Annotated in this window: 22 protein-coding genes; 6 read left to right on the plus strand and 16 right to left on the minus strand. The window is 71.5% G+C overall.

The window, feature by feature from the left end; genetic code table 11:
• Window positions 1-42 precede the first annotated feature (42 nt).
• From ACQEVJ_RS27035 to ACQEVJ_RS27075, 9 genes are all read right to left on the minus strand, one after another.
• Complete coding sequence (locus ACQEVJ_RS27035; protein WP_433105704.1) at window positions 43-1,191, minus strand: acetyl-CoA acetyltransferase; 1,149 nt, start codon at window positions 1,189-1,191, stop codon at window positions 43-45.
• Window positions 1,188-1,760: a MaoC/PaaZ C-terminal domain-containing protein gene (locus ACQEVJ_RS27040; RefSeq protein ID WP_433105706.1), complete on the minus strand. Its 573-nt coding sequence runs from the start codon at window positions 1,758-1,760 to the stop codon at window positions 1,188-1,190. Before ACQEVJ_RS27040 ends, ACQEVJ_RS27035 begins: the two co-directional genes overlap by 4 nt.
• Complete coding sequence (locus ACQEVJ_RS27045; RefSeq protein WP_433105708.1) at window positions 1,757-2,257, minus strand: FAS1-like dehydratase domain-containing protein; 501 nt, start codon at window positions 2,255-2,257, stop codon at window positions 1,757-1,759. The genes ACQEVJ_RS27040 and ACQEVJ_RS27045 overlap by 4 nt, the downstream gene beginning before the upstream one ends.
• 100 nt (window positions 2,258-2,357) lie before the next feature.
• A complete protein-coding gene (locus tag ACQEVJ_RS27050; RefSeq protein WP_433105710.1) occupies window positions 2,358-3,521 on the minus strand; it encodes a RidA family protein in 1,164 nt (387 codons plus the stop codon).
• Window positions 3,518-4,918, minus strand: coding sequence for an MmgE/PrpD family protein (locus ACQEVJ_RS27055; RefSeq protein ID WP_433105712.1), 1,401 nt, complete (start codon window positions 4,916-4,918; stop codon window positions 3,518-3,520). The genes ACQEVJ_RS27050 and ACQEVJ_RS27055 overlap by 4 nt, the downstream gene beginning before the upstream one ends.
• The gene (locus tag ACQEVJ_RS27060; RefSeq protein ID WP_433105714.1) at window positions 4,915-6,132 is read right to left on the minus strand and encodes a CaiB/BaiF CoA transferase family protein; all 1,218 of its coding nucleotides are present in this window, start codon (window positions 6,130-6,132) and stop codon (window positions 4,915-4,917) included. The genes ACQEVJ_RS27055 and ACQEVJ_RS27060 overlap by 4 nt, the downstream gene beginning before the upstream one ends.
• Window positions 6,129-7,163 carry an LLM class flavin-dependent oxidoreductase gene (locus tag ACQEVJ_RS27065; protein WP_433105716.1) on the minus strand — a complete coding sequence of 345 codons (1,035 nt, stop codon included), beginning with the start codon at window positions 7,161-7,163 and terminating at the stop codon, window positions 6,129-6,131. The genes ACQEVJ_RS27060 and ACQEVJ_RS27065 overlap by 4 nt, the downstream gene beginning before the upstream one ends.
• A 1-nt stretch (window position 7,164) precedes the next feature.
• Window positions 7,165-7,686, minus strand: a complete 522-nt coding sequence (locus ACQEVJ_RS27070) for a MaoC family dehydratase (protein WP_433105718.1) — start codon at window positions 7,684-7,686, stop codon at window positions 7,165-7,167.
• A 120-nt stretch (window positions 7,687-7,806) separates the two neighbouring features.
• The gene (locus ACQEVJ_RS27075; RefSeq protein WP_433105720.1) at window positions 7,807-8,526 is read right to left on the minus strand and encodes a FadR/GntR family transcriptional regulator; all 720 of its coding nucleotides are present in this window, start codon (window positions 8,524-8,526) and stop codon (window positions 7,807-7,809) included.
• Between the two features lie 162 nt (window positions 8,527-8,688).
• On the opposite strand from ACQEVJ_RS27075, the gene ACQEVJ_RS27080 reads away from it, so the two are divergent.
• The 6 genes from ACQEVJ_RS27080 to ACQEVJ_RS27105 all read left to right on the plus strand — a co-directional run bounded on the left by ACQEVJ_RS27080 (window position 8,689) and on the right by ACQEVJ_RS27105 (window position 13,913).
• Complete coding sequence (locus ACQEVJ_RS27080; RefSeq protein ID WP_433105722.1) at window positions 8,689-9,726, plus strand: NADP-dependent oxidoreductase; 1,038 nt, start codon at window positions 8,689-8,691, stop codon at window positions 9,724-9,726.
• Between the two features lie 7 nt (window positions 9,727-9,733).
• Window positions 9,734-10,690, plus strand: a complete 957-nt coding sequence (locus ACQEVJ_RS27085; RefSeq protein WP_433105724.1) for a hypothetical protein — start codon at window positions 9,734-9,736, stop codon at window positions 10,688-10,690.
• A gap of 94 nt (window positions 10,691-10,784) precedes the next feature.
• Window positions 10,785-11,222 carry a YybH family protein gene (locus ACQEVJ_RS27090; RefSeq protein WP_433105726.1) on the plus strand — a complete coding sequence of 146 codons (438 nt, stop codon included), beginning with the start codon at window positions 10,785-10,787 and terminating at the stop codon, window positions 11,220-11,222.
• Entirely contained in the window at window positions 11,192-12,202 is a 1,011-nt protein-coding gene (locus ACQEVJ_RS27095) for a hypothetical protein (RefSeq protein WP_433105728.1), read from the plus strand. Before ACQEVJ_RS27090 ends, ACQEVJ_RS27095 begins: the two co-directional genes overlap by 31 nt.
• Window positions 12,199-13,206 (plus strand): VOC family protein, encoded by a 1,008-nt coding sequence (locus ACQEVJ_RS27100; protein WP_433105730.1) that lies wholly within the window; start codon window positions 12,199-12,201, stop codon window positions 13,204-13,206. The genes ACQEVJ_RS27095 and ACQEVJ_RS27100 overlap by 4 nt, the downstream gene beginning before the upstream one ends.
• The gene (locus ACQEVJ_RS27105; protein WP_433105732.1) at window positions 13,203-13,913 is read left to right on the plus strand and encodes an SDR family oxidoreductase; all 711 of its coding nucleotides are present in this window, start codon (window positions 13,203-13,205) and stop codon (window positions 13,911-13,913) included. Before ACQEVJ_RS27100 ends, ACQEVJ_RS27105 begins: the two co-directional genes overlap by 4 nt.
• 36 nt (window positions 13,914-13,949) lie before the next feature.
• Here ACQEVJ_RS27105 and ACQEVJ_RS27110 read toward each other — a convergent pair whose 3' ends face one another.
• From ACQEVJ_RS27110 to ACQEVJ_RS27140, 7 genes are all read right to left on the minus strand, one after another.
• Window positions 13,950-14,627, minus strand: coding sequence for a hypothetical protein (locus ACQEVJ_RS27110; protein WP_433105734.1), 678 nt, complete (start codon window positions 14,625-14,627; stop codon window positions 13,950-13,952).
• Entirely contained in the window at window positions 14,624-16,267 is a 1,644-nt protein-coding gene (locus ACQEVJ_RS27115) for an alpha/beta fold hydrolase (RefSeq protein WP_433105736.1), read from the minus strand. The genes ACQEVJ_RS27110 and ACQEVJ_RS27115 overlap by 4 nt, the downstream gene beginning before the upstream one ends.
• 13 nt (window positions 16,268-16,280) lie before the next feature.
• Complete coding sequence (locus ACQEVJ_RS27120) at window positions 16,281-17,510, minus strand: ABC transporter substrate-binding protein (RefSeq protein ID WP_433105738.1); 1,230 nt, start codon at window positions 17,508-17,510, stop codon at window positions 16,281-16,283.
• 34 nt (window positions 17,511-17,544) lie between these two features.
• The gene (locus ACQEVJ_RS27125) at window positions 17,545-18,777 is read right to left on the minus strand and encodes an ABC transporter substrate-binding protein (protein ID WP_433105740.1); all 1,233 of its coding nucleotides are present in this window, start codon (window positions 18,775-18,777) and stop codon (window positions 17,545-17,547) included.
• Window positions 18,778-18,912: 135 nt separating this feature from the next.
• Window positions 18,913-19,893 (minus strand): VOC family protein, encoded by a 981-nt coding sequence (locus ACQEVJ_RS27130; RefSeq protein ID WP_433105742.1) that lies wholly within the window; start codon window positions 19,891-19,893, stop codon window positions 18,913-18,915.
• On the minus strand, window positions 19,890-21,371 hold the full coding sequence (locus ACQEVJ_RS27135) for an FAD-dependent oxidoreductase (RefSeq protein ID WP_433105744.1): 1,482 nt from the start codon (window positions 21,369-21,371) through the stop codon (window positions 19,890-19,892). The genes ACQEVJ_RS27130 and ACQEVJ_RS27135 overlap by 4 nt, the downstream gene beginning before the upstream one ends.
• Window positions 21,368-22,210, minus strand: coding sequence for a VOC family protein (locus tag ACQEVJ_RS27140; protein ID WP_433105746.1), 843 nt, complete (start codon window positions 22,208-22,210; stop codon window positions 21,368-21,370). Before ACQEVJ_RS27140 ends, ACQEVJ_RS27135 begins: the two co-directional genes overlap by 4 nt.
• Between the last annotated feature and the right edge of the window lie 10 nt (window positions 22,211-22,220).

Genomic DNA, 22,220 nt, shown 5'->3' on the forward strand with positions numbered 1-22,220 from the left:
CGGAGCTCATCCGGGCTTCGGAGCTCATCCGGGCTTCGGGGCTCATCGATCCACCCCCAGCAGGACGGTCGCGTGCGTGGACAGGATCCCGCCCGTGCCGTGCGCGAGGGCGATCTCCGCGCCCGGCACCTGACGGGCGCCGCACTCGCCGCGCAGCTGCCGTACGGCCTCGACCAGCAGCAGCACGCCGTACTGTCCGGGATGGCAGTAGGACAGGCCGCCGCCGGAGGTGTCGAGCGGGAAGTCGCCGCCGGGCCGGATCCGTCCTCCGGCGATCCAGTCGAGTGCCTCGCCCCGGCCGCAGAACCCCAGCGCCTCCAGGGTGAGCACGACGGTGATGGTGAAGGAGTCGTAGACCTCGGCGACGTCGACGTCCGCGGGGGTCAGCCCGGCGCGGGCGAACGCCGCCCGTCCGGACTCGACGGCCCCCGTCACGGTCAGATCGTCCACGGCGGTCATCGAGGTGTTGGTCGTGCACTCGCCGTACCCGAGCACGCGGACCGGCGGCCTGCGCAGATCGCGGGCCCGGTCGAGCGAGGTGAGCACGACCGCCCCTCCCCCGTCGGTCACCAGGCAGCAGTCGGCCGTGGTCAGCGGCGTCGACACCATGGGAGCGCCGATCACGTCGGCCACGCTCAGCGGACCCGCCCCGTGCCGGAACGCCACCGGGTTGAGCAGCGCCCACTCGCGGGCCGCGACGGCGACCTCGGCGAGTCGCTCCCGGGTCCCGCCGTATTCGTGCAGGTACCGCTGGGCGGCCATCGCGTAGTAGGAGATGGGGTAGAGGGGTCCGTAGGGCGTCTCGAACTGCGCCTCCGGAGTGTGCGACTCGACCACGCCGGCCAGGGATCGGGACCGGGCGGAGCGCTGGTTGGAACCGTACGAGATGACCACGGTCGAGCACTGGCCGGCCTCGATGGCCTGGACGGCGCGGGCGACGTACATCTCGAACGCGGAGCCGCCGGCGAAGGTCGAGTCGGTCCAGGCCGGGCGCAGCCCCAGATAGTCGGCGACCTGGGTCGCCGAGAACCGGGACACCCCGGTCGTGGCCAGACCGTCCACGTCGGCGAGGGTCAGCCCGGCGTCCTCCAGCGCCCGGCCGATCGCCTGGGCCTGCAGGCCGAGGATGGATCTGCCGGTGACGCCGAGATCGCTCTCGGCCGCTCCGGCGATCGCGACCGAGGTGGTCATGGCGCCTGCGCCCCCTCCGGTTCGCGCTGCCCGGGATCACCCTGCTCGGGATCACCCTGCCCGGGATCACCCTGCTCGGGGTCACCCTGCTCGGGGTGGCCCAGCACGACCTCGGCCCCGGCCGGCTCCACCGCCACCCGTTCCGGTTCGTCTCCGTCGACGATCAGGATGCGCTGCTCCACCCGGATGGTGTCGCCGTCGACCGAGGTGACCCGCCCGACGCAGCGGACGGTGTCCCCCGCGAAGACCAGATTCTTGAACCGGAAGTGCAGGCGGCGGACGACGGCTCGCGGGCCGAGCCAGTCCTGGATCTGCTCGACGAGCAGTGCGCCGAAGACCTGCCCGTCGACCACGGGCGCGGGCAGCCCCCGCTCCTCCAGGTACTCGTGGTCGTAGTGCAGCCGGTGCCAGTCCCACGTGGCGCCGGCGTAGGCGATCATGTCGCGGAGGCCGATCGTGCGCTCCAGCGGAGCGACCTCGGCGCCGGCCTCCACGGTCGGCTCGGACACCGTCGGCTCGGTCACCGTCGGGTCGGTCACCGTCGGGTCGGTCACCGTCGGGTCGGTCACCCTTCCTCCTTCAGCGCGACGAAGATGATGGTCTCCTCGTTCGTGACGAGCAGCCTGCCCTGCTGGTCGGTGTACTCGGCGGCCGAGGAGACGACGAGCATCTCCTGCCCCCCGGAGGTGCGGCGCTCGGCGATGTCGGTCAGGCGCCAGGTCGCGGTGACGACGTCACCGGGCCGGACGGGGCGGTGGAAGGTGTAGGTGTTGCCGCCGCGCACCTTCCGGGTCCCGGGGATCTCGATGTGCCAGTCGTGCCCGGCGTAGCCGTCGGGGTCGGGCGGCACGTCGGCGTACTGGTTCGTCTCGCAGACCAGGGTGGGCGGGGCGATGACTCCGTCGTAGCCGTGCCGCCTGGCGTACGCGTCGTCCGTGTAGAGCGGGTTGTCGTCGCCGACGGCGCGGGCGAAGTAGCGGATCGCGGCCCTGCCGAGCTCCTCCGGTGCGGTGTAGGAGACCTCCCTGCCGACGAGCGCGCGGATCTCCTCGGTCAGCAGGCTCATGACTCCTCCTCGCCTTCGGCTCGGAGTTCGGTCGTGCCGGAGGCGCGCAATCCAGCACCTCGCCAGGCGCTGTTTTCCCTGATTCGCTCGCTGCGCTCGCTCATGGGAGCACCGCCGCGGGGAAGACCTCGATGAGGAACTCCGGACGCAGCAGCCCCGCGCAGATCGCGCCGGTGGACGCGGGCCACGGCTCGCGGAGCAGGCGCTTGCGCACGTCCGCGACGCCCCGATAGGCGCTCAGCCCCTCGGGGCAGACGTATTCGATCGTCGACAGCAGGTGCTCCGGCCCGGCGCCGGCGGCGTCCAGAACCCGCAGGATCGCCTCATAGGTCACCTCGGCCTGCGCCACCACGTCACCCGGATGCAGCGCCTGCTGCGTCTCCATGTCCAGCGCCGCGAAACCGCTCATCCACAGCATGCCGCCGGCCTTGACCCCGGGGGTGTAGGTGAGCGTTTCGTAGCGGGCCCAGCCGGGGTTGACCGCCTCCAGGGGGTGCCGGGACGCGGTCACATCGAGCGCGACGAGCACGCCCGGGCGGTGCAGCCGGCTCATCAGGATGCCGCCGGCGCCGGGGTAGACGCCGGCTCCGCCGAGCCGCTCCTTGCGGACCGCGTGCGTACGCCGGTAGACGTCCCGGGTGGCGGGCGTCGTGTAGTCGTAGGTCGTGACGGCGGCGTCCAGCGATGACCCGACGCCGCGCAGCAGCCGATCGGCCTGCTCGAGGCAGTAGGCGTACTGGCCGGTGAGATCGCCCTCGGCGACCACGTCGCCCCGCTCGTCGAGGGGCAGCACCGTGGGCAGGAAGATCGTGCCGTCCGGGGCCTCGGTCACGCCGCCGGCCGCGGCCGCCGCGCCGCCCGCGCTCGCGTGCACCTCGATCTCGATGAACGCCGCCGGGCGCAGCAGGCGGTCGACGATCACCGTGCTGACGGCGGGGCGGTGCTCGCCGAAAATCTCCGCCCGGACGGCCGCCGCCTCCTGGTAGACGTCCAGGCCCGCGACCGTGACGTTCTCCGTGACGCGCGTGACGTCGGCGAAGGACAGCCCGGCCGCGTCGAGGATCGCGCCGATCTTCGCGTACGCCGTACGGGCCTGGTCGGTCATCCCGCCGCGCACGACGATGCGCCCGGACTCGGGGTCGTACTCGCTGGCCGAGTGCCCGGACAGCCAGGCGTCGTCACCGTGCGTCAGGCCGAGCGAGAACGAGTAGCCGTCATAGCGGAACCACGGGAAATGGCTCGGACGGATGGCTTGCAAGGTCATCTCTGTTCCTCCGGCGCCGGCCGGGCGAGCCGGTCGGCGAGTGCGGCGATGGTGGAAAGATCGGGCTCGTCGGCGAGGCCGCGCACCCTGCGGGCCAGCTCGGCGGTCTCCTTCGGGTCGCCCGCGACGTTGGCGGTGAACTTCGCGTCCAGCTCGATGTCGCCGAGCGGGCGGTCGGGGCCGCCGACGCTGCCGGGCACCCTCCCCTCGATCACACGTCCGCCGGCGAGCCGCAGGAGTACGCGTCCCGGCGCGTCGGCGGCGACGGTGCCCGATGTGCCGGCCGGGGTGACGACGGTACGCACGCGCGCCGCGAGTTCCGCCACCTCGGGACGGCGAAGGGATTGCGGGGAGTACGTCGCGAGTGTCACCTCGCCGTCGAGGAGCAGCGCCGCCACACTCCACGGCAGGGAGAACTTGGCGTCGTACGGCGTGCGCGGACGGGCCTTCCGCTCGGCCGGCTCGCACACGATGGCCGCGCTGTCCGGATGCACGGCGGCGACCACTTCGATCACCTCGGACACCCGGACCTCGTGCCCGCGCAGCGCCTCGGCGACCGCGTCGAGGGTCACATGCATGAGCTGACAGGCGGGGTAGGGCTTGACGGTGATACGGGTGGTCTCCCACGACTCCCCCAGCCCGGCGGTGACCGCTCCGGCGTCGACGGTCCGGCCGGCCAGCGCCGCGTACAGACCGTGCGGGCCCTCCAGGACACTGTCCGGACCGGTGGCCCCGGCCGCCGCGAGCCGGGCGGCGAGGATGCCCGAGGCCGACGCGAAGCCCGGGTGGAGTTGCTTGGTGGACGCGCCGGTGGACAGGAACTCGAGCAGCCCGCCCGCCTGGCTGCCCGCGATGCCCAGCGCGTCGACGGTCCGGTCGGCATCGAGCCGCAGCAGCCGGGCCGCCACGACGGCGGCCGACATCACCCCGCAGCTCATGGTCGCGTGCAGCCCGCGGGTGTGGAAACCGTGCGGGACGGCGGCGGCGACGCGGCACACCGTCTCGTAGCCCGCGACCGCCGCGGCGAGCACCTCGGCGCCGGACGCGCCGACCTCCTCGCCGACCGCGAGGGCAGCGGGCAGCACCACCGCGGTGGCGTGGACCAGTCCGCCCGCGTGCGTGTCGTCGAAGTCCAGGGCGTGCACCAGCGTGCCGGTGGCGAGCGCCGCCGCCACCGCCGACCCGCGTTCGCCGGTGCCGAGCACCGTGGCCTCCGCCGGGCCCCCGAGCCCTCGCGCCACCGTGACGGCGGGCGCGGCGATTCGGGTACGACCGGCCGCGACGGCCGTGCCCAGACCGTCGAGCAGGTGACGGCAGGCCGCCTCCCGCACCTCCGGGGGCGCGCCGGCCGGCCCCGGGCCCAGCGCCCACTCGGCCAGGACGCGCGCGGCGGTCACGACGCCCCCTCCCGGGTCGGCGGTCCGAAGGCACCCGCCTCCGCGAGCGCCGCCACCCGCGCGTCGTCGTATCCCAGGAGCCCGCGTACGACGTGACCGAAGTCCTCGTTGCGCTGGGGCGCCCGCCGATACTCGGGGGGCCGCGAACCGACCCGGATCGGGGAGGCCACCTGGCGCAGCGTGCCCCAGCGAGGGTGCTCGGTCTCCACGACCAGGCCGCGGGCGGCGGTGTGCTCCTCCGTCAGCGCGGTGGCGACGTCGTTGATCGGGCCGCACGGAATCGACGCCGCGTAGAGCGGCTCCAGCCATTCGGCGACCGTTCGCCGGCGGAACACGTCCTCGAGCATCGGCAGCAGGACGTCCTTGTTGCGGCGGCGGTCGGCGAACGTCGCGAACCGCTCGTCGTCCGCCCATTCGGGGTGGCCGATGACCTTGGCGAGCCGCTGCCAGAACTTCTCCTTCGCGCAGCCGACGACGAGCCAGCCGTCCTTCGCCTCGAACGCCTGGAAGGGGACCAGCGACGGATGGGCGGAGTGACGGGTGCGCTCCGGAACGAATCCCTCGTTGAGGTGCCAGACCGCCGGATAGGTCAGCAGACCGATGGCGGTGTCGTAGAGGCTGACGTCGCAGTCCATGCCCACACCGTCCCTGCGGGCCGCGTGCAGGCCGGCCAGCAGCGAGATCGCCGCCACCAGGCCGCCCGAGTAGTCGACCATCGACAGCCCGGACTTGGTGGGCGGCCCCTCGGGCTCCCCGGTGATGTCCATCCATCCGGCGAGGCCCTGCAGGACGTAGTCGTACCCCGGCTCCTTCTGCCTGGGGCCGGTCATGCCGAACCCGGTGAGCGAGCAGCACACGATGGCGGGGTTGAGGTGCTTCAGGTCGTCGTAGGTGATGCGGATCTTCGCGGGCACGTCGCCGCGCAGGTTGCTGTAGACCACGTCGCTGACCCGCACCAGGTCCTCGAAGACCGCACGCCCCTCGTCGCCGGCGAGGTCGAGGGACAGACTGCGCTTGTTGCGGTTGAAGGTCTCGAAGAACAGCGAGTCCTCGCCTTCGCCGTACGGCGGCACGTACCGCCCGACGTCGCCGCCGACGCGCGGATCCTCGATTTTGATCACCTCGGCCCCGAGGTCGGCCAGGTGCACGCTGCCGAACGGGCCGGCGCCGTACTGCTCGACGGCGACGATCCGGACGTCCTCCAGGGGTCTCACGCCCGCCCTCCTGTGATCTCGGCGATGAGCTGGATGATGGATTTCTGGACCGCCCTGGTCTCGGACGCGGGGAGGCCGTGTGTCGGCGGGGTCAGCTTGACGGTGTCGGCGAGACCCTCGTAGGCGGCCAGACGGGCGCGCACCTCGTCGGGGTCGCCGGCGACGGTGACCGCGTCGACCATCCGGTCCGGCACGACGTCGCCGAGATGGTCGGCGCCGCGTCCGGAACGGAAGGCCTCCACGACGGCGGCCTGCTCGCCGGCCAGATCGTGGAAGGCGAAGAAGTCGGCGTAGCTGCGCACGCTCGCGTAGAAGCCGACCAGGCCCGCCGCACGACGCCGGGCGACGCCCGCGTCCGCGTCGACGGAGCAGCACGCGGACACCACGAGGTCGAGGTCTTCCCGTTTCTTTCCCGGCGCCTTCGCCAGCCCCGCCTCCACCTCCGGGAGGATGCGCTCGGCGAGGTACGCCGGGGAGCACAGTTCGTGCGATATCCAGCCGTCGCCGATCTCGGCCGCGAGCCGGGTCATCGCGGGGCCCACCGCCGCCAAATAGATCGGGATCCGGGTACGGGTGACCGGGAACGGCCGCCGGTATCCGCGGATGCGCATCGGCGCGTGCTCTCCGTCCAGGAGCATCGGCTCGCCCGACGCGCAGTGCGCCCAGAAGTGCCGGATGTCGCGGACGGTCTCCCGCAGCCGGCCGACCGGCTTGCCCCACCGCACGTTGTGCCAGTCCTCGTTGAGCCGCTGCACACCGGTGCCCAGCCCGAGGACGAAACGGCCGCCGGACAGTTCGTCGACGTCGAGCGCCTCCAGCGCGGTCACCATCGGACTGCGGGTGAAGGCGAGTGCGATCGCCGTGCCGATCCGGGCGGTCTCCGTGGACTGGGCCAGCGCCGCCGCCGACACGATCGCGCTGCGGTGCATCTCGGGAACCCAGACGACCTCGGCGCCCGCCCGCTCCGCCGCGCGCGCCGCCTCCGCCTGCTCCGCGAGGGTCTCCCCCCAGGGGCCGTAGGTGATGCGCATGTCAGCCCTCCAGGCTGAGCGGCTGCTCGGCCGCGGGGAAGACGCCCTCGATCTGCTCGGCGCCGCGGCGGTAGACGTAGAAGGTCCGCTTGAACGAGCAGACCTCCTTGCCGTCCTGGTTGAGCGTGCGGGTGCGCACGGTGACGATGCCGGCGTGCGGCCGGCTGGCCGACTCGCGCTTGTCGAGCACGATCGATTCGCTCCACAGCGTGTCGCCCGCGAACACCGGGTGGGTCATCTTGATGTCGTCCCAGCCGAGATTGGCGAACGCGTTCTGGGTGAGGTCGGTGACGCTCTGCCCCACCGCGATCGCCACCGTGAAGGTGGAGACCACGAGGGGCCGGCCGAACTCGGAGCGTGCCGCGTACTCCGCGTTGAAGTGCATCTGGTTCGTGTTCATCGTCAGGAGCGTGAACCAGGTGTTGTCCGCTTCCGACACCGTCCTGCCGAGCGGGTGCCGGTAAACGTCGCCGATCTCGAAATCCTCGAAGAACCGGCCCTGCCAGCCCGGCTTGACACCCATGACGCTCCCTACCTCGGACCTGTCGTGTTACGGGCCCGAGCCTAAACGTCAGACTATTTGGGGGTCAAGGGTTTGTTCCGCTGTGCATAACGGCGTTCCAATCTGCGGGTGCCGCGGCCCTCAACCGTCGCCCCGGCGGCGCTCCCTGTCGATCAACAAGTAGGTGGCGCGCAGGTGCTCCAGATGCTCCCGCTGAGCCCGCTCGGCGCCGAGAGAGTCTCCCGCCTCGACGTACGCCAGGATCTTCCGATGGTCCTTGTCGACCCTGTGCCAGTGGCCGTCCGAAACCCCGCCCCTGTCGAAACCGCTCTCCAGCACGCTGAACACGGGCGCCGTCACCGCGTCCAGCAACGGGTTGTTCGCCGCCTCCAGAAGCGCCTTGTGGAACTGCCGGTTCGCCGCGTAGAGGTCCTCGCGCTCACCCTCACGCGGGTCGAAGAGCGCGGCCCGCAGCGCCTCCAACTGCTCGGGCGACCGGCGGACGGCGGCCAGTCCGGCGGTGGGCACCTCCAGCAGGAGGCGCACCTCCAGCAGGTTGGCGACCGAGCCCGAGTCTCGGAACAGCGCCAGACTGGACAGGAGATAGCTGCTGATGTGCTCCGGCTCGGGACGGGCGACGAAACTGCCTCCCGCCACCCCCCGCCGGGTGACCAGCAGCCGCTCGCTGGACAGAACGCGTAACGCCTCGCGCACGGTGCTCCGGCTCACGCCGTACATCGCGCACAGCTCGGGCTCGACGGGAAGACGGTCTCCGGGCTTGAACTCTCCGGAGAGGATCTGCTCGCGCAGCCGGTCGGCCAGATCCTGATAAGCGGGTGCCGAAACACGATCGGTGGACACGGCGACAGCCTAACCTCAACGAGGCTCGATGTTGAGCCAATGTTCCCCCTAGCGAAACGACGTTTCGATATGCAAGCCTGGGGTCCTGCCTGACCGAGCCGGCGTCGCCGGAGAAGGAGAGTCACGCATGACCGTCACCCTCATCCAGGAGAAGCGGATCGGATGAGCCTCCCCGGCGCGCAACGGAGAATCGTCCTGGCCCGGCGCCCACGAGGCGTTCCGGTCGAGAGCGACTTCCATACCGAGACGAGCGCCCTGCCGTCGCCGGGGCCAGGCGAGATGCTGGTCCGCACGGTTCACCTCTCACTCGACCCGTACGTCCGCGGCACCCTCACCGGGCGTGACCTCGGCCATCCGCCCGTACACCCCGGCGAGCTCGTGCCCGGCAGGGCCCTCGCCCAGGTGGTGGACACGGGCGAGTGGGTGGTGGCCGAGACCGGATGGCAGGAGTACGCGGCCGTCCCCGTCTCGTCCCCGCGTCCGCTGCCGGTGCCGTCCGGCGTGCCGCGCACCGCGGCACTCGGCGTGCTCGGCATGCCGGGGCTGACCGCGTACGCCGCGGTGAGCCGGCTGCTGCGCCCGGAGGTGGGTGACACCGTCGTCGTGTCCTCCGCGACCGGCGCGGTCGGCGGCACGGCGGGGCAGCTCGCCGGGCTCGCCGGCGCCCGCACGGTGGCGATCGCCGGCGGCCCGGACAAGTGCCGGGTCGCGGTCGAACGCCTCGGCTACGCGGCGGCCGTCGACCGCCACGACCCGGACTGGCTCGACGCCCTCGCCGAGGCCTGCCCCGACGGTGTCGACGGCTACCTGCACATGGCCGGCGGCGCGGTGCTCGAAGGCGTGCTGAACCGGCTCGCCATCGGCGCCCGGGTGGTGCTGTGCGGCCTGCCCGACAACGCCAACGAGACGGGACCGACCGCGCTGCCCGCCGGGGCGGTGATGCGGGCGCGCGCCACCGTGCACGGCCTCGTCGTACACGATCACCAGGACCTGCTGCCGCGGTTCGCCGACCGGGTGGGCCGGCTCGTCGCGGACGGACGGCTGCGCGTCCTGGAGGACACGCACGAGGGGCTCGACTCGGCCCCTGCCGCCTTCCGGCGGCTCATGGCCGGCCGCAACATCGGCAAGACGATCGTGCACGTCACCTCCGGCGACGGACCTCCAAGGGGCGCCGCCGGCATCACCGAGCCGGGTGAGTGAGAGTCCCGTGACGACGCCGTCGACCGTCCTCCCCCAGCCGGGACTCCTCGGCCCGGTCATCGTGACCGGCGACACCGATCGGCAGACGAGCCTGTTCACCGGCGCGTTCGGGCTCCAGGTGCACAGCGTCATCGAGCGTTCGGCCCAGGATTCGGAGCGCATCTGGTCGGTCGGCCTGCCGGCCCTGGAGACGACGCTCATGACGCCGGGTACCCGGGCCGGCATCCGCCTCCTGGAATTCACGCCGAGCTCGCCCGCGGCGGCGCGCGCCCCGGAGAACGGCGACGCGAGGGACGCTTTCAAGGTCATCGACTTCTACTGCCCCGACCCGGAGAAGGTGGAGCGCGGCGCACTCGACCTGGGGGCACGCAAGCTCAAGCCGACCTCCCGCTACGACCTCGACGCCTGGAGCTTCAGCGAAACCCACCTCTGGGTCGATGACGGAGTGGTGTGCGCGCTCTGCTCGGGAGACGCGGACCGGTTCCGGCGGTACGTGAGTGTGACGGATCGCGACGTCTCCGAGGTGATGAGCGTCTCCGCCCCCGTACGCGATCCCGGCGCCGCCCGATGGTTCTACCTGGACGTCCTGAGGCTGAACAAGGTGTACGAGTACGCGTTCGCGGACGAGTCCTTCCAGTCCATGGTCGGCCTCGCCGAGGGGCACGGCATCAGGGCCGTGAACTACGGATCCCGGCTCGCGGAGCCGTACATCGGCATCATCGACTACGGAACGGGCGCGCGGGATGTCTCGCTGCGTGGAGTGCGCCCCCCGACACGCGGCCTGGTCGCATGCACCGTCGTCGTGCCCTCGGTGCGGGACGCGGCCGAGGCGGCGAGGGATGCGAATCTGCCCGTCCTCGGGCCCGCCGAGGAGGAGATCCCTCCGTACGGCAGGGTGATGAGCGCGCTGATCGAGTCACCGAACGGAATGCTGCATCACGTCGTGTCGCCGCCGGGCCCCTGAGCCCCTGGACGCTTGCGCGACTTCGATGCCCCAGACACCCAGGTTGAGTTGAAACGACGTTCCATTGGTGGAACGCATTCGGAAAGGCAAGCGCATGACCACACCGCTCGGCACCGCGGAGGCGATGCTCACCGCCGTCATCGAACGGCGCTTGGACGGCGTGCTGGAGACCTTCTCCCCCGCCGACGACGCGTACGTGTTCGTCGAGGGGCCGCGCTGGACCACCCACGGCGGCGACCGGATCAAGGCGGGATGGGAGGCGTATTTCAAGGCGCCGATCCGCATCGACGGGTTCCGCTGGGTCGAGGGCCCCTTCACCTGGGAGAGCGACACCCTGGCCCAGGTCGTCGGCGTCATCGACTACGACATCATGGGCGACGGCAAGGCCGGGCGGCTGCGCATGCGGATGACCTGGCTGGTCCGCCATGAGGAGGGACGCTGGCGCATCGTCCACGAGCACGGATCCCAGCCCCTGGAGGATCCGTACGGCGCCGGCGACTGGTGGCCCGAAGGCGCCGGCCCGCTCTCGTGACCGGCGACCTGCCCCCTCCAGGCCCCGTGCTGCTGGAGGAACTGGCCTGCGTCTGGATCGAGGTCCCCGGACTCGACGACGCGGCCGAGCGCTTCCAGCGGTTGCTCGGCCTCCAGCTTCGGGGAACCGGCCTGCTGAACGAGGAGTTCGAGGCGTTCTGGAACGTCCGGCCCTCGGTGACCGATCGTCGCTGGGCGCTGCTCGGTCCCCCCGGATTCCCCTATGGGATGGTGTGCCTGGTGGCAGGGACTGCCCGGCCGGTCCGGCACACGCTGCCGCGGGGCTGGGATTCCGTGGAGCTGGTGGTCGAGGACGTCGACGCGGCCGCCGCCCGGCTGGCCGAATGGCCCGGCGCCGTGCCCGTCGTCCGCCCCTTCACCGCGGACCTGTCCTCGATGGGGAGCAACGTCCACCGGTCCACCGTGTGGCGTATGCCATGGGGAACTCACCTCGTTCTCACGACCGGGATCACCCAGCCGGCCGGGCGGCGCTTCCCCTGGGCCGAGTCCGGCACCGGACCGGTGTTCGAGGTCCACCTGCGCACCGACGCATACGCCGAAGCCCATCGGCTGTATGCGCGGACCCTGGCCATGCCGCCTCTGATGAGCGAGGAGTTCACCTCCGGGCCCGTACACGAGGCGTGGGGCATCGAGCCGGGCACCCGGGTGCGGATGAGCCTGTTGAAAAGCGGCCGCGAGGGCACCGGACGGGGCGCGATCGAGCTACAGGGCCATCCCCGCGCGGCGATCGACCCGCCGAGCGGTGACGGGCTGCTTCCCGGCGGCACCGTGATGGTCACCTATGCCTGCGCCGACGTGGACGCGGCCCATGCGGCCGTGCTCGCGGGCGGCCACCGCGCCGGACCGGTGCGGGTGACCGGTGCGGGCCCGCTGGGCGACCGCCGGTCGTTCATGGTGTTCGGAGTCGAGGGTGAGCGCGTCCACATCGTGGAACATGATACGAAGGGAAGCATGCCTTGATCAGCGAGCTACGGGTGACGACGGTGGCCGTCGCGGACCTGGAGCGGTCCTGCGCCTTCTACGCGGACACATTCGACTACGTGTCTCTCGGTGAGGGAGCGATCGGCGGCCGGGAGGCGGAGCTCGCCTGGCAGATGCCGAGCGGCCTCACCGGCCGGGCAGTCGTCATGGGTCCGGCGGGCGCCGTCACCGGACTGCTGCGCCTTGTCCAATTCAACGCCGCCCAATTCAACGCCGCCCAATTCAACGCCGCCCAATTCGACGCCGCCCGATTCGACGCCGAACAGTGCGGCATCACAGGTGAGCCGTACTGGGGCGACTACTCACGACCGCAGGACTACGGCCATTACGCGCTCAACATCCGGGTGCCCGACATCCGCTCGGCGATCGAACGGCTGCGCGCGGCGGGCGGCCGTTCCAAATCGGAGCCGACTCACTGGACGGTGACGCCGGACCTGTCGGCGTGGGACTCGTTGTCCTACGACCCCGACGGGATCGTCCTCGACGTGTTCGAACTCGAACCCGGCGAGGGCTCGGCCCTGGCCGACTACGACGGGCGGCCGAGCGAGCTGCAGACCGTCGCGATGCACGTGAGCGACGCCCGCGCGTCCGCGTCCTTCTACAAGGCGCTCGGTTTCGTCGAGCTGTACGACAAGCTGATCGAGAACATGGAGTCCTTCTTCCGCCTGCCGCGGGGAACCGGGCTGCACAACATCAACCTGTACGTTCCCGGCGGCACGCTCAACGGGCGGGTAGAGCTCGCGCAATATGTCGGGTTCCCCGGTAGGCAGCAGCGGGACCGCGCCGTTCCGCCCAACCTCGGGATCCTCTCGGTCTCGCTGGAGACCGATGACCTGAAGGCCACCGCGGACCTGGTCGAGGGGCTTGGAGCCGAGCCGGTGTGCGCCCCCGTCGAGGTGGACCTGCCGCCGTACGGCCCCGCCCTCGTACAAACCTTCTTCGGTCTGGACGGCGAAATCCTGGAGTTCTACCAGTGCCGGTGATCACGGGTACCGCACTGGTGACCGGCGCCGGAAGCGGCATCGGGCGAGCGGTCGCCGAGTCCCTGGCGGCGGCGGGGTACGCCGTGGTGTGCGCTGGGCGGCGCGCGGACCGGGTGTCCGAGGTCGCCGAGGGGATCCGCGCCACCGGAGGCACCGCGACCGGCGTGCCGCTCGACGTCACGGTGACGGAGCAGGTCGACGCCGTGGTCGCCCACATCGCCGACGAGTACGGCAGGCTCGACGTATTGGTCAACAACGCCGGAGTGTTCCGCAAGGGCGAGATCCTGGAGCTGACGGACGAGGCGTGGCGGGAGACCCTGGGCGCGAACCTCACCGGCGCGTTCCTCTGCGCCCGCGCCGCGGTGCGGCAGATGGTCCGGCAGGAACCGGTCGCGGGCAAACGCGGCCACATCATCAACGTGAACTCCGGCGCGGGCCTGCGCGGCTACCCCACCGGGGCGGCGTACTCCGCGTCGAAGTTCGGTCTGCTCGGCCTGTCCGACACGTTGTGCCAGGAAACAGCCGGCCTCCTGGTGAAAGTGACGGACCTCGTGATCGCGGCCATGGTGAAGAGCGAGCTGTCCAGCCGGTTCAACCCCAACCGGCTGGACGCCTCCGTGGTCGGAGAGCTGGTGCGGAACCTGGTCGCGCTCGACGGCGCCGCCGTGGTCACCCGCCTCGATCTGGGCCAGCTCCCCCCGGCCTGAACCGGGTCGTGCTCCCGGCACGGTCGCCGGCGGTCATCACTCCTCGCGCAGCTCGGCGAGGTGATAGGTCGAGGAGAGCCGGTCGGAGCGCAGCCGCACCATCAGCCAGTCGCCGTCGCGGGTCGTCCACAGGTGCTCCTCCGCGCCGCCGTCGCTGGTCAGCAGGAAGTGCCATGTAGGGAAGGTCCCGGCGGGGACGGTCACCGTCTCCTCGCCGACGAGCGCCGCGGCGATGCCGGTCATCTCCTCGGCGTACGGGCCTGTGGCGCCGTTGGGCCGGGGCGAGGAGCGGAACCCGCCCACCAGGTCCTGCCGTCCGCCGGCGGCGAGGTCGTAGGAGGGCACGATCCAGGAGTCGCAGCAGACCGCGTGCGGGACGAAGAAGGGCGGCGGCGCGGCCAGATCGATCCGTTGTGACACGCGGCCCTCCTCGCGGAGCAGCAGGTGCGACTCCAGCAGGGCATCCCCCATGACGAACCAGCCCTCCCCGAGGAACTCCCCGGCCATCCGATGGCCGATGAAGGTCCGCATCGGGCGGAACGCGGGCGAGACCGTGTGAACGACGTCGCGTTCGATCCCGCTGTCCCACATGCGGCAGTGGGCTCGAAGCGTACGGGTGCCGTCCTCGGCGACGGTGAGCGTCCACTCCTCCCGGCCGCGCAGGCCGACGGCGTCGCCGACGTAGTCGATGACTCCGTACCGGTACCGGCTCATCCTTCCACCTCGTCCAGAGCGCTGAGCAGTTCGTCCGTGCCGCCCCGCCCATCGCGGCGGGAGGCCGGCGGGGTGGTCTCCGTCGCGGCCAGGAACGGGTCCCAGATCGGATCCGCGGCCACGACCGGGGTTCGGAGATCGGCGGGGCATGGCGCGAGGGCGGCGAGCACCCCGGCACGGAAGGCGGAGCCGTACGAGGGCCAGGCCTTGACGATGTCGAGGACCCTGCGATGCGGCTCGCCCAGAGCCCGCCCGTCGTAGCCGTGTCCGTCATATACCTGGGCCGCACGCAACGCGCCGTCGCGGATCAGATGCCACGCCCGCAGCAGGTGAATCCCGTGGTCGTCCGGGGTGAGGCCGGGAGTGCGTGCCGCCGCGAGATCGGCGGAAATCTTGTCAGGATCGGGCAGCGCGGCCAGCGCCAGGGCGTGGACACGCTCCGGACGGCGCCGGGCCACGACGGCGGCGATCGTACCGCCAGCGCCCGTGCCGTACAGGTCGACCGTGTCCAGGCCGAGCGCGTCCACGATGTCGGCGACGGCTCCGGCCAGCTCGCCCGCGTCCGGGTCGAGGGGTCCGCTCAGCTCCGAGTCGCCGGTGCCCGGCAGGTCGACGGCGACCGCGGGCCGGCTCGCGGCGGCCCGTTCCAGCAGTCCCTCCACGGCGTGCCCGGAAGCCGGGGCCGGCGGGAGGACCACCAGCGGCCTGGCACCGGCCGGCGGCGCGGCCCATCTGATCAGGCTCTGCCCCAGCCGGGTCCGGACATAACGACGGGACAGCCGGTCCGTGAGGAGCGGCCCGGGCGGTTCCGGCGCCTCCCGCATCCCGGCGGACCCCGCCGCCCGGTCCCGCAGGCGGGCCGCCACATGCGCCGGACCGGCTCCGGGTGGAAGATGCTCGACGCGGATCGCGGCGTCCACGGCCGGAATCCGGGCGAGGTGCGCGTGCAGCGGGTCGCCGGGCGAGGCCAGGACGAGGGTCGGCACCGCGAGCCGCGCCAGCATCGGCACGGGGTCGCAGGTGAAGGCCGCCCGGTATGCCAGCGGGTAGGCCTCCCCCGCTTCGAGCAGGCCCACCGTCACGTCGTGCAACTGTTCGGGGTCCGGCATCGCCGCGGACAGCCGCGCCCCCGGCTCCTCCCGGTACCAGGGCCAGAACAGGAACATGTTGCGCACCTGGTGCCATGCCGCGACCAGGTGGGCGCCGTCCCCTCGCGGCAGCACGGGCGGGAGGTAGTTCGCGAGCTGGTCGGCCCGTTCCCCGGGCGTCGAGATCCCCAGTCCGTCGAGCACGAGGGACGCGACCCGTCCCGGGTGCTCGACGGCGAACGCCAGCGCGATCTTCGCTCCGGTGTGCGTGCCGTAGAGGTGAACCCGGTCCAGGCCGAGCGCGGTCAGCGTCTGCCCGAGCGCGGTGCCGTAGTCTTCGACGCCCGGCTCGGCGACCGGGAGCCGGTCGGACCCGCCGTGGCCGGGGGTGTCGAGCGCGTACACGCTGAACCAGGGCGCCAGCTTCCGGACCAGTTCGCGCAGTGGCCTGTGGTCGCCGGGCGAGGCGTGCAGGAGCACGACCGGCACGCCCCGCCCCGCCCTCACGTAGTGGACCTGGCGGTCGCCGACCGTCACATAGTGCCGTTCCATGCGCGCAGGCACGTCACTTGGTGACTTCGACGGTGCTCCAGCCCTTGTCGTCCTTCTTCCACTGGTAGATGTGGATGTCGTCCATGCCGAAGAACTCGTGCTTCTCCGGGGAGATGGAGTTGCCTGACGGTGTCTCCTGGTCCGAGATCTCGAGCTTGTCGATCGCCCCGGCGACGGCGTCGGGGTCGAGCGAGCGGGCCTGGTCGGCCGCCCGCGCGTACGCGAGCACGCAGTCGGCGGCGATCTCGGCGGCCTTGGGCGACTCGGCGCCGGTCTTCGGGCCCACGTTCTTGCCGAACCGCTTCTCGATCTCCTCGGTGTGCTGCCGGAATCCGGGCTTCCAGGTGTCCCGGGCGTCGCGGCTCGGGTACGGGTAGTACGTGGCGCTGAAGAGCGCGCCGTCCGCGGCGTCACCTGCCGCCTCGACGAAGGAGATGTTGCGCGCGCCCGAACCGCCGACGAGGAGCCCCTTGTAGCCCGCCTCGCTCGCGGCGGCCATGGTTTTGGCGCCGCTCGACGAGTTCGAGATCCAGATCGCCCCGGCGTCCTTCAGCTTGTCGACGTACGCGCGGTGCGACTGGTCGTCGGGCCGGGTCGCCTCGAAGCCCTTCCACGTCAGGCCCGCCGCCTCCGCCTGGGCCTTGACCTCGTCGGCCGTGCCCTTGCCCGCGTCGTCCCCTTCGTAGATCACGCCGATCGAGGTGACCCCCTCCGCCTTGAGATGGTCGATCATCTTCGCGACGTCGAGGCTGACCGGGTCCTGCGCGCGGAACCCGTACTTCAGCGAGCTGAAGTCGCCGGTCGCGACCATGGGCTGGCAGTTGACCTTCTTGCCGCTTTCGAAGCTGCCCTTGGCGGCGTTGTAGAACGCCGACAGCGCCGGCCCGACCACCAGCCCGACGCCGTCGTCGCCGGCGAACTCGTTCGCGGCCTGCACGGCCTTCGCCGGGTCGAGGCCGGAGTCGCGGACCACGAGCTCGAGCTTGGCGCCGCCGACGCCGCCCTCGGCGTTGACCCGGTCGATCTCAACCTTCAGCGAGTTCTCCAGCGAGATGCCCGCGACGGCGAACGGCCCGGTCATGGGGCCGATGAGGCCGACCTTCACCACCGGACGACCGGCGCTCCAGCCGCTGCCGGAGGAGACCTGCGTGCCTCCGGCGCGTTCCTCCTTGCTCGCGCAGGCGGTGAGCAGCAGGGCCGCGCCGAGCAGCGCGGTCAGTTTGCGACCGGTGGTGAGGGCCATGGGGGGATCCTTTCGGGGCGAAGATCAGGCTTGCTCAGGACTTCGGGGTGACATCGGTGATGAACCAGCCGTCGGCGTCCTTGTCCCAGCGGTAGATGTGGATGTCACCGACGTGGTAGAACTCGTGGTCCGCCGGCTTGATCACGTTGCCGGACGGGGTCTGGGTGTCGGGGATGTCGAGCTGCGCCACCGCCTCCGCCAGCTTGTCGGGATCCAGCGACTTGGCGCTTTCGGCGGCGGCGGCGAACGCGGTGACGCAGTCGGCCGCGATGGCGGTGCCCTTCGGCATCTTCGCGCCGGACTTCGGCCCCTCGACCAGCCCGAAACGCTTCTCGATCGCCTCGACGTGGGCGCGGTAGCCGGCCTTCCACGTGGCGCGGTCGCGGATGTTGAACTGCAGGTTGCCCGCCGCGAAGACGGAGCCGATCGCGAGGTCCTGCGCCGCGTCGAGGAAGGACACGTTCTGCAGCCCGGACGTGCCGACCATCAGGCCCTTGTAGCCTGCCTCGTCGGCCGCCGCCATCGTCTTCGCGCCGCTGGCGTTGCTGGAGACCATGATGGCCCCCGCGTCCTTGAGCTTGTCGATGTACGGCCGGTGCGACTGATCGTCGGGGCGGGTCTGCTGGTAACCCAGGTAGGTGAGCCCGTACTTGGGCGCGAACTCCTTGAGGTACCCGTCCATCGCCTTGCCGGTGTCGTCGGCCTCGTACACGAGTCCGACCGACTTGACGCCCGTGCTCTGGAGATACTGCGTCATCTTCTCGACCCCGATGTCGTTGGGGTCCTGGGAGCGGAAGCCGTACTTGAGGGCGCCGAAGTCACCCGTGCCGACGCCGGGCTGGCAGTTGAGCATGCGGTTCTGCTCGTAGATCCCCTTGGCGGCGTTGTAGAACGCCGAGAGCGAGGGGCCCACCACCATCTTGACCTGGCTGTCGCCCACCATCTCGTTGGTCGCCTGCACCGCCTTGCCCGGGTCGAGCGCGGAGTCCCGCACGACCAGTTCCAGCTTGGCTCCGCCGATGCCGCCCGCCTGGTTGATCCGGTCCATCTCCACCCGGATCGAGTTCTCCTGCAGGATTCCGAGGATCGAGTAGGCGCCGGTCATGGGACTGATGAGCCCGATCTTGATGGTGTCGGCGCCCGCGGTCCAGCCCGAGCCGCTCGTTCCGCCCGTCGCGGCGGCCCGCTCTTCCTTGCTCGCGCACCCGGAGAGCACCAGTGCGCCGACGGCCGCCGCCGTCACCCATCGAATACCTGGTCCGCGCACGTGCCACCTCCTGTTCTTTTGACCCCGAGTCGATAGGTTCCGCTGAGCGGAACAGCGTTACGGGGAGCCTAGGAATTCGGCCATCCCCATGTCAATGAATTGGTCTGATGTTTAATCCAGTCGCAATGAGCCGGCTCACAGCGGCTGCCAGAGCTCCACGGAGATTCCGTTGGGCGTGTCGACCACGGCGAGCCGGGCGGTTCCGTGCAGCGGAGTCGTGGTCTCGAACGGATGACAGACCACGCGCCCTCCGGTGCGCACGGCGCGGGTCACCGCCGCGCCGACATCCCGCGTACGGACCGACCATCCCGTGTGCCCGAGGCCGCGGCCGGGCCGCTGCGACGCGCGCCGGTCGACCCCGCGCGCAGCGCCGGCGATGTCGACGATCTCGATGCGGGTCGTCCCGCCCTCGGCTCCGGCGACGAACGCCAGCCGTACGGCGGTGCCCGCGGGCAGGTCGGCCATCGCCTCCAGGCCGGGCGAGCTGAACGTCACGTCGTACCAGACCGACAGGCCGAGCCCGTCGGGACCCCAGAACCGCAGCTCCGCCTCGATGTCCGGAACGTGACAGACCACGGAGGTGAGCTCCGTGTAGTGCCGGGCGGGGTCGGTGTTCCAGGCGACCGTGCCGCGCGCGTCGCCCGGCTGGACGAAGACGATGTCGAGCCCGTCCGGCCCGAAGCAGAAGCCCTCCGTGACCGATATCGACCTCTCCCCCAGCGGCACCTCGTACGTCGACGGCCGGCTGCCCCACGGGTGGCCCCGTGCCCGCAGGCGGTCGTGGGTCGCCTGGATGTCACGGGTGTAGAGATCGATGCCGGCGAGGCCGAGATCCAGCGTGTGGGGGTGCGCCGCGGCCGCGACCGGTTCGGCGACCTTCAGCAGGTGGATCCGGCCGGTGTCGGCACCCGCCGCGGTGAGCAGCCTGATCTCCACGTCGCCGAGTCCGTCCCCCCACAGCCCTGCCGCGTCGGCCGCCGCCACCACGCCCTCTCCGGACACCTCGAACCCGAGCTCACCGCAGAACAGGTCGAGATGGGCGTCGAACTCGGTGACTCCGATCACCGTCGAGGTGACGCTCTCCACCAGCGGCGCGGAACCGGAGCCGGCACTCACGGAACCTCCTGGCCGGCGGCGGGCCGATCCGCCGCGAGCCGCGCGCCGAGCAGCCGGCCGAGTGTCATGGCCGGAGTCACGCTCATGCCGCCGACGTAGTTGTCACCGGCGAAGACGTTGTTGCCGAGCACCTCTCCCACGGCGAAGAGGCCGGGGATGGGAGCGCCTTCGCGGTCCAGCACGGCCAGATCGCCGTTCACCCGCAGGCCGTCGCGGCTGAGCAGGGAGGCGGCGATCGAGGTGATGCCGTAGAACGGAGGTGTCTCGATGGGCATGGGCAGGGTCGTCCGCCCATGCTCGGGATCGTGCCCGGCGCGGACCGCGGCGTTGTATCGCTCCACGGTTTCGGTGAGCGCGGCGGCGTCCACGCCGAGCCGTTCGGCGAGCTCCCTGAGGGTGTCCGCGGCGACGATCCACCGGTCGCTCGCGCACTCGGAGAGCATGCGCTCCCGCGTCCAGTCCCCCGCGCCGTTGCGGATCAGCGGTTCCGCGGTCTCGGCGATCGCCCGATCCCAGACGACGTGCAAGGCGAGCCCCGGCTGGCGCAGCAGCGCCCGCTCCCGGTGCTCGGGGCTCGTGCCGTCCTCCGCGACGAAACGCCCGCCGTCGCGGTTGACCCAGATCTCGTACGGGGTCCGGTAGGCCGGGGCGAACTCCAGGAACGCCTCCCGATAGTCGACCGCGAACCCGCTGCGGCCGGGATCGGGGATCAACCCCATCACCGGAATGAAGAACCCGTCGCGGCTGACGTCGGCGCCTATCTCGACAGCCATGGCCAGGCCGTCACCCGTGGCGTGGTCGAGACAGGCGACGATCGCGTCCTCACAGCCGGGAGGGAGGAACTCGTTGCGCAGGGCCGGGTTGGCGTCGTACCCGCCGGTGGCGAGCACGACGGCGTCACCGTACGCGACCACCTCACGGCCGTCTGAGCCGGTCCCGGCAACGCCGGTCACCCGGCCGTCGTCCAGCACGGCGCTTCGGATCCGCGTGCCGAGGAGCAACCGCACCGAGCCCGACCGGACGGCGTCGTCGAGTCTCCGCCGCAGCACCCGCAGCACCGACCTGCCGAATTCGACGCCCCAGTAGGTGCGCGGCACCGAGTAGACCTCGTGCCCGTGGACGAGGCCCGGGGTCGCGGGGTCGAAGTCGAAGCCCTCGCTCTCCAGCCAGTCGACCGTGTCGCCCTGCGCCCGCACCGTCTGCCAGACGAGGTCCCGATCGGCCTTGCCGTGGGACAGCCGCATCACGTCGTCGAAGTGGCGTTCCGGGGTGTCGTCGATGCCACGGGCGGCCTGGCGCCGGGTGCCCGCTCCGCTGAACTCGCCGTTGGCGATGTGCAACATGCCGCCGACGTCGGTGAGCTTGTCGACGACGAGCACGCTCGCTCCAGCGGCGGCGGCCTCGATGGCGACGCACAATCCACCGGTCCCGGCCCCGACGACCACGACGTCGAAACGTCCGAGATCCCCTGCGGTCACCGCGCGCCTCCGCGCGGCTCACACAGCTCCACCTCCAGGCCCGCCGGCCCGCGCACCACGCGCTCCCCGAGGCGTACGCCGCCGTGGGCCTCCAGCCTGGCCGCCGTGGAGGCGGGGTCGTCCGCTTCGAACACCACCCGGCGCAGCCCGAGCGGCCGATCCGACAGGTCCGCCGCGTCGACCCCGGTGAACGACATGATCTCGAAACGGGCGGGGGCCTGGCCGGCGGAGACGAGGAAGGAAAGCCGCAGGCTCGCCCCGCCCGGCATGCCGGTCATCCGCTCGAACGTCTCACCGTTCATCTCGCCGTCGAACGCGACGCTCAGACCGCCGCCGTCGGCGAAGAACCGCAGCGCCTGCTCGTGGTCGGCGGGCACGACGACGGCCGTGTGCAGTTCGCCGTGCAGCCGGTCCGGATCTCCCTCGAGCGCAGGGCTCGGCCGATGCGCGGCGCCCGCCTGCGGAATCGTCCACCAGACGCCGTCGGCGCCGAGCGCGACGCATTCGCTCAGCGTGCCGGAGCCGTAGGGATAGGTCGCGATCGGCAGCGACCGGCCGCCGGCCTCGTCGATCTTCTGCGTCGTCTGGGCGAGGTTCCTCGAGTAGATGCCGAGAAGCCTGGGGCCGATGTCCCAGACGCGCGGATCCGCGGCCTCGGCCGCGTCCGCGGGAGCAGGCACGAGCCGTATCCTGCCGGTCTCGACGCCGCGCACTCCCAGAAGCGCTTCCGTGTCGTTGCGTTCGATCACGTCGAGGTCGAACGCCCGGGTATGGAAGGCGATCGACGCCTCGACGTCCCGGCATGCGATGACGGCCTCCACGACCGCTCCGAGCGACAAACCAGCCTCC

This window comes from Microbispora sp. CA-102843, from assembly GCF_050936215.1.
In the GTDB taxonomy this organism is placed as follows: domain Bacteria; phylum Actinomycetota; class Actinomycetes; order Streptosporangiales; family Streptosporangiaceae; genus Microbispora.

Bases quoted from the DNA above. Each gene is read 5' to 3' on its own strand.
- ACQEVJ_RS27035 (WP_433105704.1), bottom strand. From the start codon at position 1,191: ATGACCACCTCGGTCGCGATCGCCGGAGCGGCCGAGAGCGATCTCGGC.
- ACQEVJ_RS27045 (WP_433105708.1), bottom strand. From the start codon at position 2,257: ATGAGCCTGCTGACCGAGGAGATCCGCGCGCTCGTCGGCAGGGAGGTC.
- ACQEVJ_RS27050 (WP_433105710.1), bottom strand. From the start codon at position 3,521: ATGACCTTGCAAGCCATCCGTCCGAGCCATTTCCCGTGGTTCCGCTAT.
- ACQEVJ_RS27065 (WP_433105716.1), bottom strand. From the start codon at position 7,163: ATGCGCATCACCTACGGCCCCTGGGGGGAGACCCTCGCGGAGCAGGCG.
- ACQEVJ_RS27070 (WP_433105718.1), bottom strand. From the start codon at position 7,686: ATGGGTGTCAAGCCGGGCTGGCAGGGCCGGTTCTTCGAGGATTTCGAG.
- ACQEVJ_RS27080 (WP_433105722.1), top strand. From the start codon at position 8,689: ATGAGCCTCCCCGGCGCGCAACGGAGAATCGTCCTGGCCCGGCGCCCA.
- ACQEVJ_RS27090 (WP_433105726.1), top strand. From the start codon at position 10,785: ATGACCACACCGCTCGGCACCGCGGAGGCGATGCTCACCGCCGTCATC.
- ACQEVJ_RS27110 (WP_433105734.1), bottom strand. From the start codon at position 14,627: ATGAGCCGGTACCGGTACGGAGTCATCGACTACGTCGGCGACGCCGTC.
- ACQEVJ_RS27115 (WP_433105736.1), bottom strand. From the start codon at position 16,267: ATGGAACGGCACTATGTGACGGTCGGCGACCGCCAGGTCCACTACGTG.
- ACQEVJ_RS27120 (WP_433105738.1), bottom strand. From the start codon at position 17,510: ATGGCCCTCACCACCGGTCGCAAACTGACCGCGCTGCTCGGCGCGGCC.